Source organism: Clostridium collagenovorans DSM 3089, from assembly GCF_900130005.1.
Taxonomy (GTDB): Bacteria; Bacillota; Clostridia; order Clostridiales; family Clostridiaceae; genus Clostridium_D; species Clostridium_D collagenovorans.
Map to the genome: position 1 here is coordinate 599,572 of NZ_FQXP01000003.1, position 22,771 is coordinate 622,342.

At 28.4% G+C, this 22,771-nt stretch carries 27 protein-coding genes; 22 read left to right on the top strand and 5 right to left on the bottom strand.

Features of this window, described 5'->3' with window-relative positions; all coding sequences use genetic code 11:
• The first annotated feature begins 34 nt into the window (after positions 1–34).
• From lon to BUA48_RS02865, 6 genes are all read left to right on the top strand, one after another.
• Complete coding sequence (gene lon / locus BUA48_RS02840; protein ID WP_072829862.1) at positions 35–2,371, top strand: endopeptidase La; 2,337 nt, start codon at positions 35–37, stop codon at positions 2,369–2,371.
• Complete coding sequence (gene yihA, locus BUA48_RS02845) at positions 2,361–2,954, top strand: ribosome biogenesis GTP-binding protein YihA/YsxC (protein ID WP_072829864.1); 594 nt, start codon at positions 2,361–2,363, stop codon at positions 2,952–2,954. Before lon ends, yihA begins: the two co-directional genes overlap by 11 nt.
• A gap of 380 nt (positions 2,955–3,334) precedes the next feature.
• Positions 3,335–3,937 carry a hypothetical protein gene (locus tag BUA48_RS15480; RefSeq protein WP_072829866.1) on the top strand — a complete coding sequence of 201 codons (603 nt, stop codon included), beginning with the start codon at positions 3,335–3,337 and terminating at the stop codon, positions 3,935–3,937.
• 86 nt (positions 3,938–4,023) lie between these two features.
• The gene (locus BUA48_RS15485) at positions 4,024–4,422 is read left to right on the top strand and encodes a hypothetical protein (RefSeq protein WP_178138936.1); all 399 of its coding nucleotides are present in this window, start codon (positions 4,024–4,026) and stop codon (positions 4,420–4,422) included.
• 51 nt (positions 4,423–4,473) lie between these two features.
• Positions 4,474–4,779: a hypothetical protein gene (locus tag BUA48_RS02860; RefSeq protein WP_072829870.1), complete on the top strand. Its 306-nt coding sequence runs from the start codon at positions 4,474–4,476 to the stop codon at positions 4,777–4,779.
• Between the two features lie 64 nt (positions 4,780–4,843).
• Positions 4,844–6,187: a hypothetical protein gene (locus tag BUA48_RS02865; protein ID WP_072829872.1), complete on the top strand. Its 1,344-nt coding sequence runs from the start codon at positions 4,844–4,846 to the stop codon at positions 6,185–6,187.
• Positions 6,188–6,227: 40 nt separating this feature from the next.
• Here the strand turns inward: BUA48_RS02865 and BUA48_RS02870 are convergent, their stop codons facing one another.
• Together BUA48_RS02870 and perR are read right to left on the bottom strand one after the other, a co-directional pair.
• Positions 6,228–7,166: a hypothetical protein gene (locus tag BUA48_RS02870; RefSeq protein WP_072829874.1), complete on the bottom strand. Its 939-nt coding sequence runs from the start codon at positions 7,164–7,166 to the stop codon at positions 6,228–6,230.
• 383 nt (positions 7,167–7,549) lie between these two features.
• Entirely contained in the window at positions 7,550–7,975 is a 426-nt protein-coding gene (perR, locus tag BUA48_RS02875; RefSeq protein WP_072829876.1) for a transcriptional regulator PerR, read from the bottom strand.
• Positions 7,976–8,375: 400 nt separating this feature from the next.
• On the opposite strand from perR, the gene BUA48_RS02880 reads away from it, so the two are divergent.
• From BUA48_RS02880 to BUA48_RS02905, 6 genes are all read left to right on the top strand, one after another.
• Positions 8,376–9,035, top strand: a complete 660-nt coding sequence (locus BUA48_RS02880) for a site-2 protease family protein (RefSeq protein ID WP_072829878.1) — start codon at positions 8,376–8,378, stop codon at positions 9,033–9,035.
• Between the two features lie 319 nt (positions 9,036–9,354).
• A complete protein-coding gene (cobT, locus tag BUA48_RS02885; RefSeq protein ID WP_072829880.1) occupies positions 9,355–10,422 on the top strand; it encodes a nicotinate-nucleotide--dimethylbenzimidazole phosphoribosyltransferase in 1,068 nt (355 codons plus the stop codon).
• 142 nt (positions 10,423–10,564) lie between these two features.
• Positions 10,565–11,155, top strand: a complete 591-nt coding sequence (cobC, locus tag BUA48_RS02890; RefSeq protein WP_072829882.1) for an alpha-ribazole phosphatase — start codon at positions 10,565–10,567, stop codon at positions 11,153–11,155.
• Between the two features lie 41 nt (positions 11,156–11,196).
• Positions 11,197–11,745 (top strand): bifunctional adenosylcobinamide kinase/adenosylcobinamide-phosphate guanylyltransferase, encoded by a 549-nt coding sequence (gene cobU / locus BUA48_RS02895; protein ID WP_072829884.1) that lies wholly within the window; start codon positions 11,197–11,199, stop codon positions 11,743–11,745.
• Positions 11,746–11,754: 9 nt separating this feature from the next.
• Positions 11,755–12,507, top strand: coding sequence for an adenosylcobinamide-GDP ribazoletransferase (cobS, locus tag BUA48_RS02900; protein ID WP_072829886.1), 753 nt, complete (start codon positions 11,755–11,757; stop codon positions 12,505–12,507).
• Positions 12,508–12,538: 31 nt separating this feature from the next.
• The gene (locus BUA48_RS02905) at positions 12,539–12,757 is read left to right on the top strand and encodes a DUF1450 domain-containing protein (RefSeq protein ID WP_072829888.1); all 219 of its coding nucleotides are present in this window, start codon (positions 12,539–12,541) and stop codon (positions 12,755–12,757) included.
• A gap of 55 nt (positions 12,758–12,812) precedes the next feature.
• Here BUA48_RS02905 and BUA48_RS02910 read toward each other — a convergent pair whose 3' ends face one another.
• Both BUA48_RS02910 and BUA48_RS02915 read right to left on the bottom strand, forming a co-directional pair.
• On the bottom strand, positions 12,813–12,983 hold the full coding sequence (locus BUA48_RS02910; RefSeq protein ID WP_072829890.1) for a DUF362 domain-containing protein: 171 nt from the start codon (positions 12,981–12,983) through the stop codon (positions 12,813–12,815).
• Positions 12,984–13,099: 116 nt separating this feature from the next.
• Positions 13,100–13,273 (bottom strand): DUF362 domain-containing protein, encoded by a 174-nt coding sequence (locus BUA48_RS02915; protein ID WP_072829892.1) that lies wholly within the window; start codon positions 13,271–13,273, stop codon positions 13,100–13,102.
• Positions 13,274–13,759: 486 nt separating this feature from the next.
• Between BUA48_RS02915 and ymfI the strand changes: the two genes are divergently transcribed.
• Positions 13,760–14,500 carry an elongation factor P 5-aminopentanone reductase gene (ymfI, locus tag BUA48_RS02920; protein ID WP_072829894.1) on the top strand — a complete coding sequence of 247 codons (741 nt, stop codon included), beginning with the start codon at positions 13,760–13,762 and terminating at the stop codon, positions 14,498–14,500.
• A gap of 103 nt (positions 14,501–14,603) precedes the next feature.
• On the top strand, positions 14,604–14,921 hold the full coding sequence (locus BUA48_RS02925) for a hypothetical protein (RefSeq protein WP_072829896.1): 318 nt from the start codon (positions 14,604–14,606) through the stop codon (positions 14,919–14,921).
• A 24-nt stretch (positions 14,922–14,945) separates the two neighbouring features.
• On the opposite strand, the gene BUA48_RS02930 is transcribed toward BUA48_RS02925, so the two are convergent.
• Positions 14,946–16,310: an aminotransferase class V-fold PLP-dependent enzyme gene (locus BUA48_RS02930; RefSeq protein ID WP_072829898.1), complete on the bottom strand. Its 1,365-nt coding sequence runs from the start codon at positions 16,308–16,310 to the stop codon at positions 14,946–14,948.
• Between the two features lie 490 nt (positions 16,311–16,800).
• Here BUA48_RS02930 and BUA48_RS15880 point away from each other — a divergent pair, with 490 nt between their 5' ends.
• The 8 genes from BUA48_RS15880 to rsxC all read left to right on the top strand — a co-directional run bounded on the left by BUA48_RS15880 (position 16,801) and on the right by rsxC (position 22,771).
• A complete protein-coding gene (locus BUA48_RS15880) occupies positions 16,801–16,932 on the top strand; it encodes a hypothetical protein (protein ID WP_278336832.1) in 132 nt (43 codons plus the stop codon).
• A gap of 323 nt (positions 16,933–17,255) precedes the next feature.
• The gene (locus tag BUA48_RS02935) at positions 17,256–17,741 is read left to right on the top strand and encodes a TspO/MBR family protein (RefSeq protein WP_072829900.1); all 486 of its coding nucleotides are present in this window, start codon (positions 17,256–17,258) and stop codon (positions 17,739–17,741) included.
• Positions 17,742–18,082: 341 nt separating this feature from the next.
• Positions 18,083–18,307, top strand: coding sequence for a hypothetical protein (locus tag BUA48_RS02940; protein ID WP_072829902.1), 225 nt, complete (start codon positions 18,083–18,085; stop codon positions 18,305–18,307).
• Between the two features lie 180 nt (positions 18,308–18,487).
• Positions 18,488–18,895 carry a DUF6762 family protein gene (locus BUA48_RS02945; RefSeq protein WP_072829904.1) on the top strand — a complete coding sequence of 136 codons (408 nt, stop codon included), beginning with the start codon at positions 18,488–18,490 and terminating at the stop codon, positions 18,893–18,895.
• 98 nt (positions 18,896–18,993) lie between these two features.
• Complete coding sequence (locus BUA48_RS02950) at positions 18,994–19,299, top strand: DUF1292 domain-containing protein (protein ID WP_072829906.1); 306 nt, start codon at positions 18,994–18,996, stop codon at positions 19,297–19,299.
• A gap of 198 nt (positions 19,300–19,497) precedes the next feature.
• Entirely contained in the window at positions 19,498–20,658 is a 1,161-nt protein-coding gene (locus tag BUA48_RS02955; protein WP_479723197.1) for an amidohydrolase, read from the top strand.
• Positions 20,659–20,748: 90 nt separating this feature from the next.
• On the top strand, positions 20,749–20,988 hold the full coding sequence (locus BUA48_RS02960; protein WP_072829910.1) for a DUF1292 domain-containing protein: 240 nt from the start codon (positions 20,749–20,751) through the stop codon (positions 20,986–20,988).
• Between the two features lie 463 nt (positions 20,989–21,451).
• Complete coding sequence (rsxC, locus tag BUA48_RS02965; RefSeq protein WP_072829912.1) at positions 21,452–22,771, top strand: electron transport complex subunit RsxC; 1,320 nt, start codon at positions 21,452–21,454, stop codon at positions 22,769–22,771.

Sequence of the window (22,771 nt, forward strand, 5' to 3'; positions counted from 1 at the left end):
TTATATAAATTTTACAGGAACGGGGGGAAGTTAAGTGGAAAAAGAAATAATGCAAGTAGCAATGATTCCACTAAGAGGTATAACTATATTTCCTAATATGGTAATGCATTTTGATGTCGGAAGAGAAAAGTCAATAGCAGCTTTAGAAAAAGCGATGATTAATAACCAAGAAATCTTTCTAGCATCTCAAAAAAAAGCTAGTGAGGATGAACCAAGTGAAGAAGGAATCTTAAGAATTGGGACTGTATCTAAAATCAAACAAATTCTAAAGTTACCTGGTGATAGTGTAAGAGTACTAGTTGAAGGTATTTACAGGGCTGAGATAGTTAATTACATTTCTATAGATCCTCATTTTGAAGTTGAAATAGCAGAGTTAGTTGAAGACTTTGAAGAAAAATCAGAAGAAGAGTTAATAGAGATAGAAGCTCTAGCAAGGACTGCAAGAGAATGCTTTGAAGATTATATTAAGTTATCAGCAATTGGCAATACAGAGGCTTTATTTGATATAGATGATATAGAAGATATACATCAATTAGTAGACACTATAAGCTCTTATTTAATATTAAAACAAAGCGTTTTACAAGAAATAATACAAACTAAAGACAGCAAAGACAGATTAGAGACTTTAATAAATGTTGTTTTAAAAGAAAATGAGATTTTAAAAGTAGAAAAAAGAATTGGTACAAAAGTAAAAAGTAAAATAGATAAATCTCAAAAAGAGTATTTCTTAAGAGAGCAAATGAAAGTAATAAAAGAAGAGCTTGGTGAGGATGATAAGGAAGAGAGAGAGTATGAAGAAAAGATTCATAAAGCTAAACTTCCAACTGAGGTAAAGGAAAAAGCACTATATGAGCTTAGTAGACTTGTTGATGCGGGTAATTATTCTTCAGAAAGTTCTATAATAAAAACTTACTTAGATTGGATTTTATCTTTACCTTGGAATAAAATAACCAAGGATAATTTGGATATAAAGAATGTAAGAACTATATTAGATGAAGAGCATTACGGTTTAAAGGATGTAAAGCAAAGAATAATTGAATATCTAGCTGTAAAACAAATGAGTAGAGGACTAAAGGGACCTATATTATGTCTTGTTGGCCCTCCAGGAGTGGGTAAAACTTCTATAGCTAAATCCATAGCTAAGGCATTAAATAAAAACTTTGTAAGAATGTCTTTGGGTGGAGTTAGAGATGAGTCAGAAATAAGGGGTCATAGAAAAACATACTTAGGGGCTATACCTGGTAGAATTATATACGGTATGAAGCAGGCTAAATCTAAAAATCCATTATTCTTATTAGATGAAATAGATAAGTTAAGTGCTGATTTTAGAGGTAATCCAGCTGATGCCTTGCTTGAAGTTTTAGATCCAGAGCAAAATACAACTTTTAGAGATCACTATTTAGAGTTAGATTTTGATCTTTCTAAGGTTATGTTTATTACTACAGCTAACTCATTAGACACTATACCTAGACCTTTATTAGATAGAATGGAAATAATAGAAGTTTCAGGATATACAACAGAAGAGAAGTTAAATATAGCTAAGATGTATTTAATTCCTAAGAAAATGAAAGAATATAATATAAAAGAAGGGCAAATAAATATATCTGACAAGGTTATAACTACTCTAATTGAAGGATATACAAGAGAGTCAGGAGTAAGAAACCTAGAAAGAAAAATAGCTTCATTATTTAGTAAAGCTATAACTGAAATGTTAGAAAAGGATAAAAAAAGCCTTAATATAAATGTTAATATGGTTAAAAAATACATGGGAGATGAGATATTTACTTATGACCATGTTGATAAAACTGATAAGTTAGGAGTTGTAACTGGTCTTGCATGGACTGCATATGGTGGAGATACTTTACCAGTAGAGGCATCTGTAATGGATGGAACAGGTAAACTTGTACTTACTGGACAATTAGGTGATGTTATGCAAGAATCAGCGAAAACAGCTTATAGTTTAGTAAGAAGCAATATGAAGAAATTTGGTATTAAAGAGGAGTTTTATAAAACTAAGGACATTCATATCCATGTACCTGAAGGTGCAGTACCTAAGGATGGACCTTCAGCAGGTATAACTATGACTACAGCAATGGTTTCCGCTTTATCTAATAGAGTTGTGAAACATAATGTAGCTATGACAGGAGAAATAACTTTAACTGGAAGAGTGCTTCCTATAGGTGGTTTGAAAGAAAAATCCTTAGCTGCATATAGAGCAGGAGTAGATACTATAATTATTTCTAAAGCTAACGAAAAGGATTTAAAGAAAATACCTAACTCAGTAAAAAGTAAAATAAATTACATAATTACTAATACAATAGATGAAGTATTAGATAATGCGTTAATTGGAGAGATGAAAAATGATAATTAAACAATCTGAATTTATATGTTCAGCAGTAACGCCAAAGCAATATCCAGAGGAGGAGAGATTTGAAGTTGCCTTCGTTGGTAGGTCTAATGTAGGAAAATCTTCTTTAATAAATACAGTAACTAATAGAAGAAAGTTAGTTAAGGTTAGTGGTACTCCGGGAAAAACAAGACTTATAAACTTCTTTTTAATTAATAATGAATATAATTTTGTTGATTTACCTGGTTATGGCTATGCAAAGGTTTCTAAAAGTGAGCAATTAAAGTGGGGTAAGATGATTGAAGATTATCTTGTAAATAGACCTCAATTAAGAAAGGTTATATTATTAGTTGACTCTAGACATAAACCAACGGCTGATGATGTAATGATGAATGATTGGATAAAGCATTATGGTAAAGAAGTTATAGTAGTAGCTACTAAAATTGATAAATTAAAAAGAAATGAAATAAATAAAAACTTAAAATTAATTTCAGAAACTTTAAAATTAGATAAAGAAACTAAGATATATCAGTTTTCTTCTTTAAAGAAGCAAGGAGTAGAACAGCTTTTAGAAGAAATTTTTAAAGACTATGATTTAGTAGAGTAAGGCTCTAAAGCACTGAAAATACTAAGATTTAAAGAGAATTTAAAATAAAATATATAATTATTAAAAGACATTTTCAAAAAAAGGAAATGTCTTTTTTTATTTTTAGTGTCAAATTTATACAGTAGGAATAGTATATAGTATAAGCTTAATAAAAAAGCTTTAAAACAAAAGATAGTTTCAATAACACTAGAAAAATTCTTGCCTAACTTTAATCAATTAGGTTCATTAGTAACTTCAAGAATTAACTTTATTATAAGTTATTCAAAGAGTAAAAAAAATAGAACAAGTTTTTAAGAAAAATTTACGAAAGATATAAAATGAAGCCTGAAAGAATGGAAGTTACAAAAGAATATTAAAATTTTAAAAAGGAGGCAAGCTTGATGGATATAAATAGTCTTTTAAGCAGCTTCATGGGCTCCAATGGAGGTTCAGCTGGAGGACTTAACGTTACTGATATTATTAGCAAATGCTGTAATAGTGGTGGCGGCGGCGGAAATGGCTTTGGAGGTTTTGGAGGCATAGGATTTTTATTTCTTATACTAATATTATTCTTGTTTGGATTTGGTGCAACAGGATTTAATAATATGGGAAATAACGCTAACAATAACAACAATAATAATAACAATAGTTGTAATAATGCATGCTGTAATCCTTGCTGCAATCCATGTGCCACTCAATGCTGTAACCCATGTTGTAACCCATGTGAAGGATGCTGCTCAAGCAAAAAACGTAAACAATGTAGAAAGGCTTACGAAAGATACTGTAAGGCTCTATGTGAAACCCAATGTTGTTGCACACCATATATGAACCAATGTGCATGTCCTACTTCCTCAGGAAGTAGCAATAACAATCCAATGAGTAATGGATTTGGAAATAATGGATTCATATGGATCTTAATTATCTTCTTCTTATTCTTCTTTATGGGAAGAGGCGGAAATGGCAACCAATGTTGTACTCAAACAACTGAAGAGGTAGCTAACTAAAGAGCTAACTAATGTTTAATAACTAAATCTAAAGATAAAATTTACTAGATTAATAGTAACAATTTTCCAATTAAAGGGAGGGATTTATGATGTCAAGATGTTGTGGTTGTAATTTTATGCCAGCTTATGCTGTTAACAGTTGTGGTTCAAAGAAAAAGGATAAGCATGCTCAAGAACCTATGTATTTAATTCCTTGTAATTCTCAATGTGGTGGAAATACTAAGGGAACAGGGTTCTGTGGATTAAATAACGGATTTACTTGGTTAATAATTCTTATATTAGTAATTCTTCAATTCGGAAGAAAAGATGAATGTTGTTCAAATGAATATGAAGACTTATGTAACTGCCAACCAACAAGCTGTAAGAAGAATTGTAATAAAGGATTCGGGTTTCAAAATGGATTATTATTTATAATCGTATTATTCTTCTTATGCGGTGGAGGTAACTTCTTCGGCGGAAACAATAATGGATGTGGATGTTGTTAATAACGATTAAAGATGTAAAGTTGTGTATCTAAGTTAAGGGAGGAATTTAATATGTTAGGATGTTGTATGAATCAATGTAACCCATGTGGTATTCAATGTGTAGAGGCTACACCAGCTTGTATAATGCCAATGCAAGAATGTTGTTGTAATAATGGTTGCAATAATAATAGAGGATTATTAAGTTCTGGTGGCGGATTAGCTGCATTAATTATATTAATATTAGTAATATTACAATTTAGCGGAAAAAAAACTGAATGTTGCCCAGAAAAAGAAACTAAATGTTGTTCTGATGGAATAAATCAAAGCATATTATTTATAATAGTACTATTCTTTTTATCTTGTGGGTACTTCTGTTAATAGAAATTAGGGGGCCTTTGGCCTCCTTTTCTATAATTAGAAATTAATAATTAGGGGGAATACCATGTCAAAGCATAAACATAGAAAAAGAGAAGAAAGGCGACAAAATGAAGAAAATTTAAATCAATACAATCAAGGACAAAATAATCCAAACCAATACATGCAGAACGGTATGAATTATAATCAAGCTAATAATAATCCCATAAATCCATTAATAGCTGCTATTGGACAAAGCTTATTTGGAAATTCTATGGGTGGAAATGCTTCTAATAATATAAATGGTAATGGAATGCAAGGTAATAACCAAGTAAATACTAATGGAATGCAAAATAATGCAATGCCTAATGGTAATCAATCTGGAAATAATAACTTTGCTAATAATAACTCAATGAATAATAATCCTTTATCAACATTATTTCAAGGAGCAATGAACAATCCTATATTTCAACTTTTATCAAACATAGATTTAAATCTATTGTACAAGTTGTTTTTAGGAGGAAATGCAAATAATTTAACCAACAACAATAATAATACTAATGCTAATAATACTAGTAGTAGCAATATGAATCCTTTTAGCACAGAGACTTCAAGTACTCAAAATGATGGCTTTTCAGAAACACAAGAGGAACCAGTAGAAGTATTTGATTCTAGTGATTCATCTAATCAAGCTTCTAATACAGGATTTAGTAGTAATATGTTAGGTCAAACCTTATCAGAATTATTAAAAAACCTTGATGAAAGAGGTGTGGACGAATTAGTAAAGAGCGTAGATGAAGATAAAGTGAATATAATAATGAAAGGATTAGGATTTGATCAAAACTCTCCTAATACAAGAGTAGAGCAGCATACTTATACGGATGAGAATAACGGAGTATTTATAAAAACTGCTACCATAAGTGGTATGGCTACTTATAGTGATAATAGTAGAGTTAGTATAAATAATAATAATTATTTTGCTACTGATATAATTGAATTAATTCAAGATATTATGGATCCTAAAAACATGCTTTTATTAGATGAGGTAATGAAAGTGAGAAATAGGATATTAGGAAAAAATCAAGAAACCATAATAAATGAAGAATTAATAAATGAAGTTGAATTTAGTGAAAAAAATGAAGATGTTAAAGAAGAAAAGGATACTTTAGAAAGCACAATAATTCCTGAAGAAACCTTAGGCCAAGAGGAAAGTGGGTCCATGGAAATATTAGAGCCATTAAAGGAAGTTCATGAAGAGACTATAGAAGATTCCATAATAAAAGAGAGTCTTGAAAGAGAGTTAGAGGATATCACAGAAAATCATATTGAAGAGGATATTTTAGATCCTTTTGCAATTGAGGAAGTTGCACAATGTGAAAAGGAAGAAGAGAATAAAGAGGTTTTAAGTGAAAACCCAGTTATAATAGAATAGTACAAAATGGCTGACTTCTATATGAAGAACAGCCATTTTTTTATTTTGAATATAATGAAGAGATATTTTCAATTCCTAAAGAAGTAATCCTATATTCATAAGGAGAATCTTTCTTATCTTCTGTATTTTTATCAATATTACTAACAACAACTGTTACTGTAAAGTTTTTATTTTCTCCTTCAGGATTTACTCCTTTAAAATTCAACTTCCATTTTACCTCTTGAATGGCTCTCTTATCATCAGAACTTATATCAAATAATGCTGCATCTTGAAATTTGTATATAAAGTTATTCCAACGCAAAGAGTCCAAAAGTTTTAATGTATCTTCACTTATACTAGATGTAAAAAGATTATTACATATAGTATAGTCAGAGTAAGGTAGTGTTTCAATATAAGATATTAAATTACTCACCGTAAATTTACCCATAAAATCTTCTTTATGATTAAGATTAAACTCCCTAAGGGTATTAGAGTTAACAATGTAGTTTTTAAAGTATATTTCTCCATTGTAGAAATTACCTATTAATAACTTAGGTGATTGATTATTAGTTGTATCTATAAAGCCTAAAATATTATCCTTAGAAGAAGATAAGTTAACTAACTCATTTTTACTGTATTTAAATATACTTTGAATAGGGGCATCTTTATAAGTGCCTTGAATGAAGATTTCAGGTATATTATCTCTAGTTACGTCTTTTAAGGTCACTCTTAAAGGCCAATAGTTTTTATATTCTCCAATAGGACCATCTTTGCATAATAAACTTAGTTCTTTTTCTTTAATTTTAGCTCTTACATCATAGGTACCATCCTCTTTAACCTGGATAATGAGAGTATCTTTAATTCCATCTCTATTTAAATCTACAGAAATTTCCTCCGCTGTTTTAGAAGATGAATCCTGTGCGAATGTTAAATAACCTAATGTAGTAAAGCTCAATATAAAAATAAATAAAAAAACAAAGAAATTTTTCTTAAAATTCATCACTACACCTCCTTCTATAAGTATTCCAAAAACATAAAAAAAAATGTACTAAGTATATGTGATAAAGTATTTTTTTAATAAATTTTATAAAAAAGAATGAAAGGCGGTGTTGACCTTAAGCTCATAGAAAACAAAGAACAAGGAGAAAAGGGAGATACATAAAATTCAAGTAAGATACAAAGACTATAATTTAAATAAAATTATTTAGGTGATAAGCATGATAAAAAAAATAAGGATAATAAAAAAACTAAATAAAGTAAGCAATATTTTAATAAATATATTATTTTTTATGCAAATATGGGTTTTTGTAAAAAGTTTCATTACCATAATCAATAATATTAGAAAAAGCAAATAAAAAAAAGTAAGATTTTACTCTTACTTTTTTATATATCCTTTTCCTTTGAGTAGCAGTCTTCACATATACCATAAAAGTATACTTGACTTGAAAGGATTTTATATTTAGTTTGTTCTTCTGCTTTAGCATGAAGATCTCCTAAAACATTACCTTCTACATCATCAACTCTATTACATACAGAGCATTTTATATGAGAATGTGCATGTGTACTTCCATCGTACCTAAAATTTCCTTCGCCTACATTTAGCTCTTGTATTAGCCCAACTTCAGAAAGAGTTTTTAAAGCTTTATATACAGTAGCTAAACTCATAGTAGGATAGTCTTCTTGTAATGCATTATAAATAGCCTCAGCTGAAGGATGCTCTTTAGTAGACCTTAAATATTTATAAACTGCTATACGTTGCGGGGTTAATTTTAAGTGTTTCTCTTTAAAAATAGAAGTTATATTATTCACTTTTTCACCACCTAATATGTTAAAATTTTATATGTTGTTATTTTAAAATTAATTTTATTATATAATAAAAGTTATTGATTGTCAAAATAAAAAATTTCTTTTAAAAGGATAATTTCTGGAAAATCATATAATTAAATTTTAAAAACATGAATAAATTTCCTAGTTTTTTAAAAATATAGTATATAAGTAAGCTTAAATAAGGATATGAATGAAAAAACATTTAGTAGAGGTTCAATTTACATAATATTTATAATGAAAATTTTATATATCATGTTATAATATTTAAAATAGCACTTATGTGTAAATATATTTCTTTTCTTAATTAAAATTAAGAGCCACATTAATGTTACATATATTATTGAAACAGAATATAAATTTATTTAAGAGGGGTTTTTAAATTATGAAACTATATTTAGTCAATTTTTTAATTAAAATTCCAGCCTTGATGATAGCTATGACATGTCATGGATATGCTCAGGCTTATATGGCTGATAAACTAGGTGATAAGACACCAAAATTTGAAGGAAGATTAAGTTTAAATCCTTTTGCACATATAGATATATTAGGATTTATAATGTTTTTGGCTGTAGGTTTTGGATGGTCAAAGTCAGTTAATATATCAGGTAGAAATTTCAAGAATTTCAGAAAGGATGACTTGAAGGTAAGTATCATTGGACCGTTATCTAATTTAATTTTAGCTTTTTTATGTTCAATAATTTTAGCGATTTTATTTGTTTTAGTAAAAGGCGATGTTATGATACTCAACATATTACAAGCTATAATAACTCAAACATTAATATTTAACGTTTTGTTTGGGGTTTTAAACTTACTACCATTACCTGGTTTTGATGGATTTCGTATATTAACAGATTTATTTCCAAGAAAAACATATAAGTTACAGAATATAGCTTCAAAGTATTCAATATATATACTTATAGCTGTTATTGTACCTTTTTTACCTGGTGGATACTCTGTAATATCATTTTTAATATCCAAACCTACTAATGCTATTATAGCTTTACTAAATAAGTTTATATTTTTTATTGTAGGTATATTTTAAATAATTCTTTTAAAGTTAATTAAAGAGCTGTTGTACTAAGAAATTAATATATAATATTACAAAATTAAACCTTTTAATTATTGTAATATTGTATATGTTATTTCTGATGCAACAGCTCCTTGTTATTTTAAGGAAGTAAATAAAAGTAATATTAGAAGTCAATGTTCGGAAATATCAATATAAAACCTTGAAAATATATATAAAATTAAAAGTAAGTTCGTAAAAATATGGATTTTATAGTGAAAATATTATATTATATAATAAGAAAATATAATTACAATAAAATAGCTACTAAAAAGAAATTGAAAGAAGGTATAATATGAGAATATTAAAAGAAGCTTTAGAATCTATAAAACCAGCTTATGAAGATAAAGTGGTAGATTCATGGAAAAGACTTGATAGCCTTACAAAACCAATAGCCAGTCTTGGAGAATTAGAGTGCATTGCAGCTAAAATGGCTGGAATTACTGGGAATATATTAAATGAAACGGAAAAGAAAAATATAATTATAATGTGTGCAGATAATGGAGTTGTAGAAGAAGGGGTTAGTAGCTGTCCACAGAAATTAACGCACATAGTTAGTAATAACTTTACAAGAGGAATAACAGCGGTTAATGCTTTATCAAGGGTAGCTAAAGCAGATTTAACAGTTGTAGATATAGGTATAGTTACTGATATAGATAATCCTAAAATTATAAATAAAAAGTTTAGATATAGTACTGATAATATGGTTAAAGGTCCAGCTATGAGTAGAGAAGATGTTATTAAGGCTATTGAAATTGGTATAGAAATAGTAGACAAGCTAGTTGAAGAAGGTGTAGATATTTTAGGTACTGGAGAAATGGGAATAGGGAATACCACTACTAGTGCTGCTATAATAAGTGTTCTTTCAGGAATAGATGTTGAACTTGTTACAGGTAAAGGTGCAGCTTTAACTGATAATCAATTTGAAAACAAAAAAAGAGTAATAAAAAAAGCTATTGAAGTAAATAATCCTGACAAAAATGATGTTATTGATGTTATGGCTAAACTTGGTGGACTTGATATTGCTGGATTATGCGGATGCTTTATAGGCGCTGCTAAAAATAGAGTACCTATATTAATAGACGGTATAATTTCATCAACTGCTGCCTTATGTGCATATAAACTTCATAAAGATGTTAAAGACTTTATGTTTCCATCACATTTATCAGCAGAACCAGGTGCTGTATATGTAATGAAAGAGTTAGGATTAAATCCTATGTTAAATTTGAGATTTAGATGTGGTGAAGGCACAGGATGTGCTGTTGGATTCCAAATAGTTGATACAGCCTTATATATGATGAGAACCATGGGAACCTTTGACGATGCAGGGATAGTTACTGATTATTTGATTGAAATGAGATAATATGCACAATACATGGTGGGAATGATAATTTATTTAAATTACATTCCTATTTCTTTTTCAAAATAGAAATTACATATATAAAATTAAATAAGCTTGAAATGTGTTATAATATTATAGAACTGTTTAAGGTATGAGGTGTAGAATGAGGATATATATAGTAAGACATGGGCAAACTTTACATAATAAAAAATCTTGCTATTATGGAGATTTAGATTTTGGGTTAACAGATTTAGGAAAAAGGCAAGCTATATCTATAGGAAGTATGCTTAAAGAAGTTAACTTTGATAAAGTTTATGTAAGTGAAAGAAAACGAGCTTATAATACGGCTGAATTAATAACTAATAATAATTATTTCATTATAGATCCAAGGTTAAATGAACGTAGCTTTGGAGAATTTGAAGGTCTTACATATAAAGAAATAGAAGAGAGATATCCAAAGGAACACAAACTTTGGATAGAAGATTGGCTTAACTTTGCTCCGAAAAATGGAGAGAGTTACATAACCATGAGTAACAGGGTGTTTAGATTTATGGATGAATTATTAAATGAGAGTGAAGTAGAAAATATTTTATTGGTTACTCACTCAGGAGTTATGAGAGCTTTATATTGTTATGTAATGAATAAAAACATAGATTTATTTTGGAAATTTAGCTGTGAAAATGGTGATTTATCTATATTAAAATATGAGCATGGAAACTTATTTATTGAGTCTATTGAGCATTGTAGACTTTGATATAGATTTATTTAAAATATATTTTTAGCAGGAGAAAAGATATGAACAAAATAGTGTTAGTTACAGGTGGAAGCAGAAGTGGAAAAAGTGAGTATGCAGAGAGCTTGTTAGAAAGTTATGATGATGTGTTATATATAGCAACCTCTATTATAACTGATGAGGAAATGAAGGAAAGAGTTGCTAGACATAGAGAAAGTAGAAATCAAAGATGGGATACCTTTGAGGGATATAAGAACTTAGATTTAGCTATTGAGAAGAGTTCATGTAGATGTGTTATGTTAGATTGTATTACGGTCATGACAACTAATTTAATGTTTGATAGGGAAATAGATTACGATAATTTACAAAGAGAAGAATTTGATATAATACTAAATAATATAAAAAATGAGATAAGTAAGTTAATAACTGCTTGTAAAAATTCTAATAAGTTTCTTGTAATGGTTACTAATGAGGTTGGGTATGGATTAGTACCAGAGTATAAGCTAGGAAGAATTTTTAGAGATATGGCAGGTTATATAAATCAATATATAGCAAGTTTATGTACTGATGTATACTTAGTTTCTTGTGGTATACCATTAAAATTAAAGTAGGAGTTTAACATGAAAGATTTTTTTAATAATTTATTACTATTTTTTCAATTTTTTACTAGAATACCTATAAAAATCAATTTAAAGTGTGACAAAGAAAACTTTAGAAGAGGATCAATATTCTTCCCTATAATAGGATTATTTATAGGGGGTATACAATATGGTGTATATAAATTAAGTATACATCCCTTCGGTGGAATGATAACTGCAGCACTTATGATGCTTGTACCTATTATTATTACTGGAGGATTACATGTAGATGGACTTGGAGATACCTGTGATGGATTTTTCTCCTTTAAAGGGGATAAGGACAAAATAATAGAAATAATGAAGGATAGCAGAGTGGGAACATATTCTTCAATAGCTACTGTAGCTGATATGTTATTAAAGTTTTCAGCTATTTTTACACTTATAACTTTAGGAGTTCCACAGGCTGTAATTATAGCTCCTATAATATCTAGATTAGGAGTGGTTTTTATTGCTTTTATAGGTAAAAATGCTAAGGAAACAGGTTCAGGTAACATATTTATAGGGAATATAAGTGCTATAGCAATGTTTCTTGTTTTAGTAATTGCCTCTGCACTTACTATAGCAATAGTTGGAGTTACAGATGTAATAATAATTATACCAAGTATACTTATTGCAACATTTTTATTTAATTTATTTTGTAACTCTAAAATCGGTGGACAGACAGGGGATACCCTTGGAGCTAATAATGAAATAATGGAGATTTTAACATTGTTAATTCTTATTGCAGTGAGTTAAAACTTTTATAGAAAGTAGAGAGGATTTTTGTATGAAGATAAGTTTTTGTAATTATAATGAAGCGGTAGAAAAATTATACGATAGATTAAAAGAAAACTATCCAGAATTAGAACTAACTAAAAATAAATGCATAGGTGCATGTGATAAATGTGGATGCGAACCTATGGTAAGAGTTGATGGAACATTAGTTACTGATAAAGATTGCGAAGTGCTTTACAATAAGATAATTAATATGGTTATTAATAAATAAAAATACAAATAAAAAATGCCAGCTAAATGCTGGCACTTTTTTTGTTATGTTAAAATTACTCTTCTACTGGAGCACCAACTGGACAAACGTTTGCACAGTTTCCGCAAGAAATGCAAGCATCTGCATCTATAACGTATAGTGAATCTCCTTCGCTTATACAGCTAACTGGACATTCAGTAGCACAAGCTCCGCAACTAACACATGTATCAAGAATTTTGTAAGCCATTCAAAAACACCTCCTCCAAAAACATCAAATATATAGTATCATAATTGTGTAAATAAATAAAGGTTTATTATAATTATTTCTAAAAAATATAAATTATAATTTATGAATGACTATAATTAAAGATCCTTTTTAGGGGCATCTACTGGACAAATTTTTGAACATGCAGCACAGTCTATACAAAGTATAGGATCGATTCTATAAAGAGAATCTGTTGGCGTAATAGCGCTTGTAGGACATCCACTTTCGCAGTTTCCACAGCCTATACAAAAATCAGTTATAATATATGACATAATTAATCCTCATTTTCTAATTAATTAAATTTTTTTGTAGGTCATAAATATTTAGGGAAGAGATAACCCTAAAAAGAAAATAATAAATACACTTTAAAGAGTTATCTCATATTGGTAGTTATTAACTATATATTTAAAAAGACGGGCCCATCTTATTTAGCTATTAACCATCCATATGATTATTATAGGTAGATTTTTAATTTATATTCATATTTTTCAATATATTTTATGATATAATTTTATTTGCTTAAGATTTGCTTTATAAGCTTATGTAAAAGTAGTAAAAGTCTATATTTATGATTATTTATTAAAGAATTAAAGTTATAGAGTGAATATTGTAAATCTTCTATGTTAAAATAAATTATGTGAAACAAAATATATAATTTATAAAACTTGATTTTATAAGTAAAATAAAACTATTTTCAGTTGTGAAAATTTTTAAGAACATATTAATTATAAATTTTAAATAGAAAGAGTGGTAAAATTATGATTTTGAGTGGTAAAGTAGCTTTGGTAACTGGAGCTTCTAGGGGAATAGGTAAGGGTATTGCTTTAGAACTTGCTAAAGAAGGAGCCTTTGTAATAATAAATTATAAAAACAATGATGAAGCCGCCAAAGAAGTAATGAAAGAAATAAATAAATATGGTGCTATGGGGGCAATGATGAAATGGGATGTCTCAAGTTTTGAGGAGACAAACAATAATATAAATCATATAATCGAGAAGTATGGGAAAATTGATATATTAATAAATAATGCAGGAATAAGTAAGATAGGCTTATTTATAGATTCTACTGAAGGTCAGTGGGATGAACTAATGAATACTAATTTGAAGTCTGTGTTTAATACAAGTAATATAGTGGTAAAGGAAATGCTTTCTAAAGGAAAAGGAACTATAGTTAATATTTCTTCCATTTGGGGTAATGTAGGTGCTTCCTGTGAAGTTATATATTCTGCATCAAAGGGAGCAATTAACTCCTTTACAAAGGCTTTAGCTAAGGAATTAGCACCAAATGGTATAAGAGTTAATGCTATAGCCCCAGGAGTTATAAATACAGAAATGAATGCGCAATTTAGTGAGGAGGAAAAAACTCAATTGGAAGAAGAAATTCCTTTGATGAGATTTGGAGAAGCTCATGAAATTGGAAAAACTGTTGTATTTTTATGCAGTGATTCAGCTAGCTATATAACAGGGCAAGTTATTACTGTAGATGGTGCATATTTATAAATTAACTGTTACAAAGTTAATATAATTGTAATAACAGTTCTTTTAGCTTTATGATATAATTATGTTCTAAATAATAATTTATTTCTAACGAGGATGTGGAAAGATGAATTTTTTTACTGGTTTATTTAAAGAAAAGGGAATACTAAATAGTATATTGACAGTTGCAGTTATACTAGTATTAATGTATCTAGGCATATTCGTATTTAAATTTTTAATTATAGCTGCAATTGCCGGAGTAGCAATTTATTATTTACATAAAGGATATAAATACTTAAAAAATAAATTTACACAACATAAATTTGATACTAATGATTTCTCTAGAGAAGAAATGAAAATAGAAGAAAGCAATATAATTGAAAATTTCTTTGAGGATAATACCAAGGTTATTGATGTAGAATATGAAGAAATAAAGAAAAAGTAGTAATGTTACTACTTTTTCTTTATTCTAAATAGGGAAAAAAGAGAAATCATCATTTTTATATAGACGCAAATAATAATCCTTGTGTCTTACAATAGTATTTAGTGCAATAACTAAGGCGTCTATTTCTTCTAAGCTATTGTATAAACCAAAGCTCAATCTAACCATTCCTGGTTTTTCTCCGCCATTATGCTCTATTTCATAAAGAACTTCCTCTGGAGATAAATCAAGGATTTTTGTTACATATGGATGTGCACAGAAACAGCCATCTCTAGTTGAAATTCCAAATTCATAGGATAAAATTTTTGAGGTCATACTATGAGACATTCCTTTTATATTAAAAGGAATAATAGATATATGATTTTTAGTGTCATTAGGATCTATATAAATCTCTATATCAGGGATGTTTTTTATCCTTGTTAGAGTGTAATTTGTTAATATCTCTTCCCATTGAGAAATTTTATCCATTCCCAATCGCTCTAAGGTTTTTATTGAAGTGGATAAAGCTACAACACCCATTATATTAGGGGAGCCTGCTTCGTCTCTTTCAGGAGCTTCTGCCCATTTTACATATTTGTGACTAACAAAGTCTATAGTACCACCACCCTTGTAATCAGGAGCAACAGAATTAAAGAAGTCCTTAGGACCTACTAAAACACCTGTGCCAAAAGGTGCGTACATCTTATGAGCTGAAAAAACTACAAAATCAATATCCTCCATAGGGCTTGAGCCTTGCATTGAAAAGCTGCAATGAGGAACTAATTGAGCTCCATCAACAAGAATTTTAGTATTATATTCATGTGCAAGTGAAGCTATATAATGAATAGGATTGGTATAACCAGTTACATTAGATGCACCAGTTACAGCTACCAAGGCGACCCTATCATTATATTCTATAAGCTTTTCTTTTAAGTCCTCCAAAGAAAGTCTGTAGTTATCATCGACTTTAACATATTTTACCTCGAATTTATCTCTCCAAGGTAGATCATCAGAGTGATGTTCCATAAAAGTGCTAAGAATTATATTTCTCTTAGGATTATATTTAGAGTTGTAGGCATAAAGATTATTGCAAAGTTTATTTATCGCGTCTGTAGTGTTGTTGCCGTAAATAACTGTACTTCCTTCTTTTGCATTTAAGAACTCTAAGACAACCTTCCTACCATCTTCATAAAGATAAGTGGAAAATTGTGATTTGTATCCCATTCCCCTATGAGATGAGGAATATAATGATGCAAACTTATTGATAGAATTTAACACAGACACAAAAGGAGGAGTTGTAGCAGCGTTATCAAAATTAATAGCGGTAACTTCTTTACCGTTTTTTAAGGGAATCTTAGTGTCTATCCCTACAATTAATTTTTTATAATTTTTGCCCATACTACTAGTATTCATAAAATACCTCCTGTTTTGTAATTTGCATATAGGAGTAATACTTTAATATTCTTAATAATTAATATATGATTTTATATATTATAGGTGATATTAATTGACAAAATATATATAAATAATTTATAATTCAGTATTAATGTAAAAATAGTAATTAAATACAAGTATATTATTAAAAAATAAAATTGATAAAATTTAAAACTAACCCACCATAAGAAGTTTTAAAATTATGATAACTTTCTTAATACAATAGTATTAACTATGAATTATGCATTGGATGTAAGTATAAAAATATAAGTATAAATATAGGGAAAACATGATGAATACTTAGGTTTAATAAGTAATTATCATATATTGACAAAAAATATTATAAAGTTTTAACACAATAAGGCATTTTCTAATATACTGATATTATCAAGATATAATTTATATTTTGATATTAGACTTATCTTTATGTTATGTTTTTAAATCGTTTGATTTAAAAGGAGGTTATTTTATGGCTACTAATTGTGGAAACAACTGTTGTGGAAGTAATGGAAACAACGGATCTTATAATGATGAATATATGTGGTTCTTCCTTATAATTATAATAATATTCTTCTGGGGCTTCGGTGGCTGGGGCTGGTAGAATAATTTATAGGAATAACATTTTTGCTAGTAGAGATTTCTACTAGCTCTTTTTTATAGAAAAAATAAATATAAATTGCATTAACTAAACGTCATTCATATTTTATAGGATAAAAAATTTAATATGCAACAAATTACCATGATGTCGCTTTAATATTGCAAAGTATATATAAATTTATACTTAAATATATTTTTATTCAAAGGTTATAGTAAGGAAAATATTTAATATAGAAAACCAATAAAATCAAAAGAATAAAATATAAAACAAGAATTAATTGTGAAATTTAAACATAAATTTTAAATATATAGAAGGAGGTGAAAAATATGGAGTCAAAAAATAAAAATAACATATTTTATTTTTTACTAATGATGATTATTACATTAGGTGGAGCTTATTTATCATATAAGTTTACAGGAGATATGTCCATATACTCTAATACAATAACTCAGCCTAAATTTGTACCACCTGCCATAGTTTTTAAGATAGTATGGCCTATTTTATATGTACTTATGGCAGTAGCTTCATATAGGATACTAGTAGCGTATAAAAATGGAGATGCATCAAAATATCCTTTAATATTATATTTTATCCAGCTTGCATTAAATCTTATATGGCCACTAATATTCTTTAAGTTAAGATTGGTTGCTATAGCTGCAATAGAATTATTATTGCTGTTAGTTATTGTAATTTTAATGACTATAGAGTTTTTTAAAGTGGATAAAGTATCAGGATTCTTAGTTATACCATATGTATTATGGCTGATCTTTGCCTTGGTTTTAAACTTTGCATTGTTTTGGGTAAATTCATAAAATAATTAACCACAGTGTTTATAAAAAATATAGCCACTGTGGTTTTTGTTTATAAAGTTTGATTTTAAACATTGAAGTATATTAAAATAATTTTTATTTTCTTATAATTCGTAGAGTTCAAAAATAATACATAAAACACATATCTACAAAATAAAATGTCTTAATACATAGTTTTTTATAAAAAGCTATTCTTTAAAATACTAAGATGTAAAAAAATAGAGAATTAATTAAATTGGTAAAAATATACAAATAATATATAATATAAATTAGTTGAACTTATTAATGCATTAATAAGTTAGCTTTAATATACATAAATTCAAAGATAATATGGGGCGAATATTATGAAGAAAATGTGGGAAGATTTTAAAGAGGAAAAAGTCAATTTTATAACAAAGATAATAATTATTTTTGCTTTAATTTTTACGTGTATTCTTTTTTTAGAAAGTAGATTAAGTGTAATTAATATTTTTCTTGCTATTTTAGGAATTATGGCACTGGTTTTAAGGGGATATAAGTATATAAATACTATAATGATTATCATGATATTTATAACTTTCCTAAGATAGCTTTTCATAATAAGTTTATATTAATAGGTCCATGAGAGTAGACAAAGATAAGTGTTAAAGATATAATCATCTATATAATAGAGGATTGAGTTTTAAAGGAATTATAATAAGATAAAATTAATAGAAGTTAATTTCTAAATATTTATTTAAAACAAATCAAGAAAAGAAGAGGAGTATTATATGGAAAACGAATTAATCGTTCTTATAGAAAAAGAAGATAAAACAAATAATTTTTTAAGGGAAGTTACAAGCTTTGCTTTGGATAAAGGTAACTTAGTACATTCTCTTTATATGGTAAAAGAAAATGATAAATATATTGTGCACATGCTTTTAACTACAGATAGAGATGTTGAAGAATGGGAATTTGAAGCAATATATGACTATTATGAAGATGAGAATTTAAAGGATACTGTTAGTACTATAGAGGATGCAGATGATTATTTTAATCCTACATGGCATATAACATTACCTTATAATGATGATAGAGTTGAAATGGAAATTTTATTAGATAATATTTTAAATACTCACTTTGAGACTTTAGAAAATACTTATGAGCTAATAAAAGAAAATAAAGAAGATTATATTTAAAGTTACCTTACTTTAAAATAAAAAAATATTATATTCCTTCATAAAAGTGTAATATAAAGTATATAATGTATTATGTAATATTACACATGGAGGATTTGATGGAAAATTCTAATTTAATGCAATTCAAAGATGATAAGGGAAACTTAATAGAAATGGAATTAGTTTATATAGTTCCTTGGAAGAACAAAGAATATGCCTTATTATCTCCAAAGGATGACAAAGAAGAAGCATTTGTGTATAGAGTTGAATACAAAGATAATAACAGAATGTACTATCCAGTATATGATGACAAAGAGGTGCAGGGAGTAATTAAACAATATGAGAGGTTTTTAGAAATTCAAAACAACCCTCAATTTAACGCCTTTGCACAAGAGATGTTAAAGGTTCTTGGTAATAAGAATTAATGTTACTTATTCATAATTAAAAGTTTAAAAGGCTCACTTATTAAGAATTATCTTATAATGTTATCATTCCCTCTTTATAAGGGAGGTAAGCACATTGTATAAAGTTCATAATAAGAGGGCCTTTTTCTTATTGACTAATAATTTTTTTGGTAATAATATGTATTTAAGCTTAATTTTAAGTGGGGGAGGTAAAGTATGATTTTAATAAAGAATGCTAAGATTAATACAATTAGCAATGGAATCATTGATGATGGATATATACTTATTGATAATGGCAAAATCAAAGAAGTAGGAGAAAAAATAAACTTACTATATAATTCAGAGATAGATGTTATTGACTGTAATGGAAAATTAGTTACTCCAGGCTTAATAGAAGCTCATTGTCACTTAGGTTTATATGGGGATACATCTTCTTTAGAGAATAATGATTATAATGAATCAAGTGAAGTTATAACACCAGAAGTTAGTGCAATAGACTCAATTAACCCATTTTCAAGTTCAATAGAAGAAGCTAGAAAATCAGGTGTAACTACAGTTGCAGCAGGACCAGGAAGTGCTAATGTAATAGGCGGACAGTTTGTTGCTTTTAAAACCTATGGTAAGAGAATAGATAATATGATAATAAAGGCACCCGTAGCTATGAAAGCTGCCTTAGGAGAAAATCCTAAACGTTCCCATGGGGGTAAAGGAAGATCACCATTGACTAGAATGGGATCCGCAGCTTTAATGAGAGAAGCATTATTTAAAGCAAAAGAATACTTAAGCAAAAAAGAGTTGGCAGGTGATGATATATCAAAAAAACCTGCTTTTAATATGAAACATGAAGCTTTAATACCTGTATTAAAGGGTGAAATTCCTATGAAAATACATGCACATAGAGCAGATGATATCTTTACAGCCATAAGAATAGCTAAGGAGTTTAACTTAAGTATAACCTTAGATCATTGTACTGATGGAGCATTAATAGCAGAAGAAATTAAAGAAGAGGGTTTAAATGCTATTGTAGGACCTAGTTTTACACATAAAACAAAGTTAGAATTAGCTAATAAAAGTTTTGAAACAGCAAAAATCTTAAGTGAAGCAGGGATAAAAATAGCTATAACTACAGATAGCCCCGTTGTCCCAATAGAATACTTACAACTTATGGCTATTTTAGCAGTTAAAGAAGGTCTTAGTAAAGAAGAAGCCTTGAGAAGTATAACTCTAAATGCTGCGGAAATTCTTAATATTAATAATAGAGTAGGAAGTATTGAAGTTGGAAAAGATGCTGATATTGTAATTTGGAGTGGAGATATCTTTGATGCTTTATCTAAGGTTAAATATACAATCATAAATGGAGAAGTGGTATATAAATCATAAAAAATTTAATAAATTTTAGAAAAATAAGAATATTTTCTTGAAATTTGCACAATATAGATTTATAAAATTTATGATTGTGAGGTATTTGTTATGAGTGAAGCATTTATGGTTGTTGAAAATGGAAAAGGTGAACAAGTAGAACTAGAACTTGTGGATAGACTAAATATAGATAGCAAAGAATATGTTATCTTATCACAAATGAACTCTGATGACGCTTTTGCCTATAGAATTGATGAAAAAAACGGCAAAAGAAAATATTCTTCTATAGGTGCAGGAGCAGAATTCAAAAAAGTCTTTGATGCATATGTTCAAAAACATGAAAATGATTAAAAAAAGTTTATAGGATTTATAAAGCCATCATATAGTATTTATGATGGCTTTATACATTTTAAAATACTTTGTATAATAATTAACTAAATGGAAATAAAAATGTTAAAATATTATGAACAATTGTTAGAATACTGCAATTTTGCAATTCGAAAAATTTATAATTTCATTTTATTCCTAGCAATAATCACTTGAAATATAGGTGAAGTAAATCTTTGTACCTATAGAAATACTTTAGATAGTGGGTAATCACACTATAAGTTAATATTATATTAAAAATAATGAAGGCAATTCTGTAAAATTCAAATTGTTTATATTTTGACAATATTCGATGAACATTGAACTATTGGGCTTAGTAAGTTATAATGATATATATAAATTCATTAATAATTATCTTAGAAGTTTATAGAAATTTTAAAAAAGTTTATATTTACTTTAAAGTGATTTAATAGAATGGAGGATTAATATGGAATTGTTAACTTTTAAAAGGGGAATTCATCCACCTCACGGCAAACACTTTACTGAAAATAAAGAAGTAGAAGTATATATGCCCAAGGGGGATCTAGTATTTCCAATGTCACAACATATTGGTGCACCATGTGAGCCGATTGTAAAGAAGGGAGATAGAGTACTTGTAGGTCAAAAGATTGGACAAACTACTTCTTTTGTATGCAGTCCTATACATTCGAGTGTATCGGGTACGGTTAAAAATGTGGTAGCAATGCCTCATTCAAATGGTACTAATGTTTTGAGTGTTATTATTGAAAATGATGGTTTATATGAAAGCGTAGACAATCAACCGGTTAAAGACTACACAAAATTAACTAAGGCTGAGTTAGTTGAAATCATTAAGGAATGCGGTATTGTAGGTTTAGGGGGAGCATGTTTCCCGACTCATATAAAACTTACTCCTCCAGAGGATAAGAAAATTGATTATATAATAATTAATGCAGCTGAATGTGAACCATACTTAACTTGCGATTATAGACTTATGTTAGAAAGTACAGATGAGATAGTTGAAGGACTTAAAATATTAAGCAGTATGTTTAAAGGTGTTAAAATTGTAGTTGGAATAGAAAATAACAAGCCACAAGCAATTAAAACATTAAAAGATGCACTTAAGGGTGTAAATGGAGTAGAGGTTGCACCATTAAAAACTAAGTATCCTCAAGGTGCTGAAAAACAATTAATTTATGCAGTAACTAAAAGAGAAGTTGAAACAGGAAAGTTACCAGCAGATGCAGGGTGTATTGTTCAGAACATAGGAACTGTATACGCTATAAAACGTGCTGTTGTTGATGGAGAGGTTTTAACTGAAAGAATAGTAACTGTTACAGGTGAAGGAATAAATAATCCTAAAAACTTAAAGGTTAAGTTCGGTACTTCAGTTATGGAGTTAATTGAAGAATGTGGTGGCATAAAGGGTGAAGCAGAAAAGGTTATCTCTGGTGGACCTATGATGGGAACTACACTATTTGATTTAAGTGTACCAGTTATAAAGGGTACTTCAGGAATATTAATCTTAGGAAAAAATGAAGGAAAGTCTTACTCAGAATCTAATTGTATTAGATGTGGAAGATGTTTAGATGCATGTCCAATGTATTTAAATCCTACAAAATTAAACTCTCAAGTAATAAGAGGAGATTATGAAGGCTTTGAAGAAAACAATGGATTAAGCTGTATTGAATGTGGATGTTGTTCTTTTGTATGTCCAGCAAGAAGAAAGTTAACACAAACTTGTCGACAGGGTAAGAGAACAGTTATGAATAATAAAAGAAAAAAGTAG

Coding starts and splice junctions, on each gene's coding strand:
- yihA (WP_072829864.1), top strand. CDS start 2,361: ATGATAATTAAACAATCTGAATTTATATGTTCAGCAGTAACGCCAAAG.
- BUA48_RS15480 (WP_072829866.1), top strand. CDS start 3,335: ATGGATATAAATAGTCTTTTAAGCAGCTTCATGGGCTCCAATGGAGGT.
- BUA48_RS15485 (WP_178138936.1), top strand. CDS start 4,024: ATGATGTCAAGATGTTGTGGTTGTAATTTTATGCCAGCTTATGCTGTT.
- BUA48_RS02860 (WP_072829870.1), top strand. CDS start 4,474: ATGTTAGGATGTTGTATGAATCAATGTAACCCATGTGGTATTCAATGT.
- BUA48_RS02865 (WP_072829872.1), top strand. CDS start 4,844: ATGTCAAAGCATAAACATAGAAAAAGAGAAGAAAGGCGACAAAATGAA.
- BUA48_RS02870 (WP_072829874.1), bottom strand. CDS start 7,166: ATGAATTTTAAGAAAAATTTCTTTGTTTTTTTATTTATTTTTATATTG.
- BUA48_RS02880 (WP_072829878.1), top strand. CDS start 8,376: ATGAAACTATATTTAGTCAATTTTTTAATTAAAATTCCAGCCTTGATG.
- cobT (WP_072829880.1), top strand. CDS start 9,355: ATGAGAATATTAAAAGAAGCTTTAGAATCTATAAAACCAGCTTATGAA.
- cobC (WP_072829882.1), top strand. CDS start 10,565: ATGAGGATATATATAGTAAGACATGGGCAAACTTTACATAATAAAAAA.
- cobU (WP_072829884.1), top strand. CDS start 11,197: ATGAACAAAATAGTGTTAGTTACAGGTGGAAGCAGAAGTGGAAAAAGT.
- cobS (WP_072829886.1), top strand. CDS start 11,755: ATGAAAGATTTTTTTAATAATTTATTACTATTTTTTCAATTTTTTACT.
- BUA48_RS02905 (WP_072829888.1), top strand. CDS start 12,539: ATGAAGATAAGTTTTTGTAATTATAATGAAGCGGTAGAAAAATTATAC.
- BUA48_RS02910 (WP_072829890.1), bottom strand. CDS start 12,983: ATGGCTTACAAAATTCTTGATACATGTGTTAGTTGCGGAGCTTGTGCT.
- BUA48_RS02915 (WP_072829892.1), bottom strand. CDS start 13,273: ATGTCATATATTATAACTGATTTTTGTATAGGCTGTGGAAACTGCGAA.
- ymfI (WP_072829894.1), top strand. CDS start 13,760: ATGATTTTGAGTGGTAAAGTAGCTTTGGTAACTGGAGCTTCTAGGGGA.
- BUA48_RS02925 (WP_072829896.1), top strand. CDS start 14,604: ATGAATTTTTTTACTGGTTTATTTAAAGAAAAGGGAATACTAAATAGT.
- BUA48_RS02930 (WP_072829898.1), bottom strand. CDS start 16,310: ATGAATACTAGTAGTATGGGCAAAAATTATAAAAAATTAATTGTAGGG.
- BUA48_RS15880 (WP_278336832.1), top strand. CDS start 16,801: ATGGCTACTAATTGTGGAAACAACTGTTGTGGAAGTAATGGAAACAAC.
- BUA48_RS02935 (WP_072829900.1), top strand. CDS start 17,256: ATGGAGTCAAAAAATAAAAATAACATATTTTATTTTTTACTAATGATG.
- BUA48_RS02940 (WP_072829902.1), top strand. CDS start 18,083: ATGAAGAAAATGTGGGAAGATTTTAAAGAGGAAAAAGTCAATTTTATA.
- BUA48_RS02945 (WP_072829904.1), top strand. CDS start 18,488: ATGGAAAACGAATTAATCGTTCTTATAGAAAAAGAAGATAAAACAAAT.
- BUA48_RS02950 (WP_072829906.1), top strand. CDS start 18,994: ATGGAAAATTCTAATTTAATGCAATTCAAAGATGATAAGGGAAACTTA.
- BUA48_RS02960 (WP_072829910.1), top strand. CDS start 20,749: ATGAGTGAAGCATTTATGGTTGTTGAAAATGGAAAAGGTGAACAAGTA.
- rsxC (WP_072829912.1), top strand. CDS start 21,452: ATGGAATTGTTAACTTTTAAAAGGGGAATTCATCCACCTCACGGCAAA.